This is a genomic window from Ideonella azotifigens, from assembly GCF_006519715.1.
Lineage (GTDB): Bacteria > Pseudomonadota > Gammaproteobacteria > Burkholderiales > Burkholderiaceae_C > Ideonella > Ideonella azotifigens.
The window spans coordinates 1-2940 of record NZ_VIDT01000669.1; the positions used below are offsets into that span (position 1 = coordinate 1).

At 64.0% G+C, this 2940-nt stretch carries 4 protein-coding genes; all 4 read left to right on the top strand.

Annotation, left to right across the window (positions count from 1 at the left end; translation table 11 throughout):
* The coding region (lepB, locus tag FKP22_RS25955) for a signal peptidase I (RefSeq protein WP_141290704.1) at nt 1-681 on the top strand (681 nt) is incomplete at its 5' end.
* A gap of 40 nt (nt 682-721) precedes the next feature.
* Nucleotides 722-1096: a DUF4845 domain-containing protein gene (locus FKP22_RS25960; protein WP_141290706.1), complete on the top strand. Its 375-nt coding sequence runs from the start codon at nt 722-724 to the stop codon at nt 1094-1096.
* Nucleotides 1097-1119: 23 nt separating this feature from the next.
* Nucleotides 1120-1827: a ribonuclease III gene (rnc, locus tag FKP22_RS25965; RefSeq protein WP_141290708.1), complete on the top strand. Its 708-nt coding sequence runs from the start codon at nt 1120-1122 to the stop codon at nt 1825-1827.
* A 104-nt stretch (nt 1828-1931) separates the two neighbouring features.
* Nucleotides 1932-2912 carry a GTPase Era gene (era, locus tag FKP22_RS25970; protein WP_141290710.1) on the top strand — a complete coding sequence of 327 codons (981 nt, stop codon included), beginning with the start codon at nt 1932-1934 and terminating at the stop codon, nt 2910-2912.
* The last annotated feature ends 28 nt before the right edge of the window (nt 2913-2940 follow it).

Here is a 2940-nt window from a genome sequence, read left to right on the forward strand (position 1 = left end):
TGGCTGGACTGGACGGCGGGCCTGTTCCCGGTGATCATCGTCGTGTTCGTGATGCGCTCTTTCCTCTTCGAGCCTTTCAAGATCCCGTCAGGCTCGATGATCCCCACCTTGCAGATCGGTGACCTGATCCTGGTGAACAAATTCCACTACGGCATTCGCCTGCCGGTGATCAACAAGAAGATCATCGACAACCATGAGCTGCAGCGCGGCGACGTGGTGGTGTTCCGCTATCCGGTGGACCCGCGCATGGACTACATCAAGCGTGTGGTCGGCCTGCCGGGCGACGAAGTCTCGTACCTGAACGCACAGCTGAAGATCAACGGCCAGCCGGCCCCGCTGACCTCGCTGGGCGAAGCCTACGATGACGAGAGCATCCACTACATGGCCCAGTTCAGCGAGCAGCTGGGGCCTGTGGAGCACCGCATCCAGCGTCGGCCGCAGATCGCGCCGTTCAACGAGATGCAGGTCAGCCGCTTTCCGCAGCGCGAACTGTGCCGCTACAGCATTGAAGGTTTTGTCTGCAAGGTGCCGCCCGGCCACTACTTCATGATGGGCGACAACCGCGACAACTCGCTGGACTCGCGTTACTGGGGTTTCGTGCCGGACGAGAACGTCGTTGGCAAGGCGTTCTTCATCTGGATGAACTTCGGGAACCTTGGCCGCATCGGCAGTTTCCATTGATTGACGGCGTTTGACCAAGGGTGACATGGCCACAGCTAGCATGATCCGAGCCCCCCGCGCCGCTGGCGCTGCCCGCCAGCGCGGCATCTCCTTCCTGGGCATGGTGTTCCTGGCGATCATCATTGCCTTTGTCGGCGTGGTGGCCATCAAGGTCCTGCCCACGCTGAACGAGTACTTCACGATCCGCCGCGCGGTTCAGAAGATCGCCGACAGCGGGGCATCGAGCGTGCCGGAAATCCGCCGGGCCTTCGAGACGCAGAAGCAGATCGAATATTCGATCAGCGACATTGGCGGCGGTGACCTGGAGATCGACACCACGGGTGACAAGGTGAAGATCCGTTTCGCCTATGACAAGGAAGTGGAGATCATGGATCCTGTCTTCCTGCTGATCAAATACCGGGGCGGCAACCGCTGAGCCAGCGCAAGCACCCAGACACGATGGATTCCCGCCACGACGCCCTGCAAAAGCGACTCGGTCACCGGTTCAACCGGCCCGAGCTGCTGCATCGCGCGCTGACCCATCGCAGCTTCGGTGCCGAACACAACGAGCGGCTGGAGTTCCTCGGTGACGCCATGCTGAACCTGGCCGTCTCGCGCCTGCTGTTCGACCGCTTCGGCGAGTCCGACGAGGGCGACCTGACCCGTGTGCGAGCCCACCTGGTACGTGAGGAAAGCCTGCACAAGGTGGCGCTGCAACTGCGCCTGCCCGAAGAGTTGCGCATGTCCGACGGCGAAGCCCGCGGCGGTGGCGCGCAGCGTGCGTCCATCCTGGCCGATGCGGCCGAAGCGGTGATTGGCGCGGTCTATCTGGACGGCGGCTACGAGGCCGCGCATGGCCTGGTCGAGCAATTGTTCGGCGAGATCATCGTCTCGACCACGGCAGACAGCTGGCGCAAGGACGCCAAGACCGAATTGCAGGAATGGCTGCAGGGCCGGCGCGTGCCGGTGCCCAGCTACCGCATCTCCGGCACCCGTGGCCAGGCACATGCGCAGACCTTCGAGGTCGAGTGCGCGGTGCCCAGCCTGCAGGTGCTGGAAACCGGTGAAGGGCGCTCGCGCCGTGCCGCCGAGCAAGACGCTGCGCACAAGGTGCTGGCTCGTTTGCAGGCCGATGACGCCGCACAGCAGCGGCCACCGCGCGGCTGAAGCCCACCTGCGCCTGAAAACGGCGCTTTCCTTTTCTTGTTCCTGCTTGCGCGTCTTTTGCGTCGCCGGCCCTTTGCCCTCAGAATCCCGCCGTGGACCCAGACATGCCCCCCATTCCCCAGTCGCCCGCGCTGGATGAAGCCGCCGCTGACGACGGCGCACCCGCAGCCACCGCACAAAGCGCTGAGCTTGGCGCAAACCCGGACGGCCAGCGCTGCGGCCTGATCGCGATCGTCGGCCGGCCGAACGTCGGCAAATCCACGCTGATGAACGCGCTGGTCGGCCAGAAGATCAGCATCACGTCGAAGAAGGCGCAGACCACACGGCACCGTATCACCGGCGTGCGCACGGTGGACGAGGCGCAGTTTGTCTTCGTCGACACGCCCGGCTTCCAGATGCAGCATGCCAACGCGCTGAATCGCACGCTGAATCGCACGGTGCAGTCAACGCTGGGCGACGTGGACCTGGTGTTGTTCCTGGTGGAGGCGGGCCGCTTCGGCATGGCGGACGCCAAGGTGCTGGCGCTGGTCCCCGAAGGCAAGCCGACGGTGCTGATCGCCAACAAGCTCGATGCAGTCCAGCGCCGCAACGACATGCTGCCCTGGCTCAAGAGCATGCAGGACCGGCATGCCTTTGCCGAGTTCGTGCCGATGTCGGCCCAGAAGCAGAGTGACGTGGACCGGCTGTTTGCGATCCTGAAGCCCTACCTGCCCGAGCAGGGCTGGTTTTACGACGAAGACGCGCTGACCGACCGCAGCGAGAAATTCCTCGCTAGCGAGATCATCCGAGAAAAGCTGTTCCGCCTGACTGGCGACGAGTTGCCCTACACCTCCACCGTCGTGATCGACCAGTGGAAGGAAGAGGGCAACCTGCGCCGCATCGCGGCAACCATCGTCGTCGAGCGCGATGCGCACAAGGGCATGATCATTGGCGAAGGTGGCGAGCGCCTGAAGCGCATTGGCAGTGAGGCGCGCCAGGAACTGGAGCGCCTGATGGAGGCGAAGGTCTTCCTGGAGCTGTTCGTCAAGGTGCGCTCGGGCTGGGCTGCGACCGAGGAACACTTGCGCAGCTACGGCTACGAATGACCGTGCCGGCGGACGCTGGCGACCCGGT

Bases quoted from the DNA above. Each gene is read 5' to 3' on its own strand.
- FKP22_RS25960 (WP_141290706.1), top strand. From the start codon at position 722: ATGATCCGAGCCCCCCGCGCCGCTGGCGCTGCCCGCCAGCGCGGCATC.
- rnc (WP_141290708.1), top strand. From the start codon at position 1,120: ATGGATTCCCGCCACGACGCCCTGCAAAAGCGACTCGGTCACCGGTTC.
- era (WP_141290710.1), top strand. From the start codon at position 1,932: ATGCCCCCCATTCCCCAGTCGCCCGCGCTGGATGAAGCCGCCGCTGAC.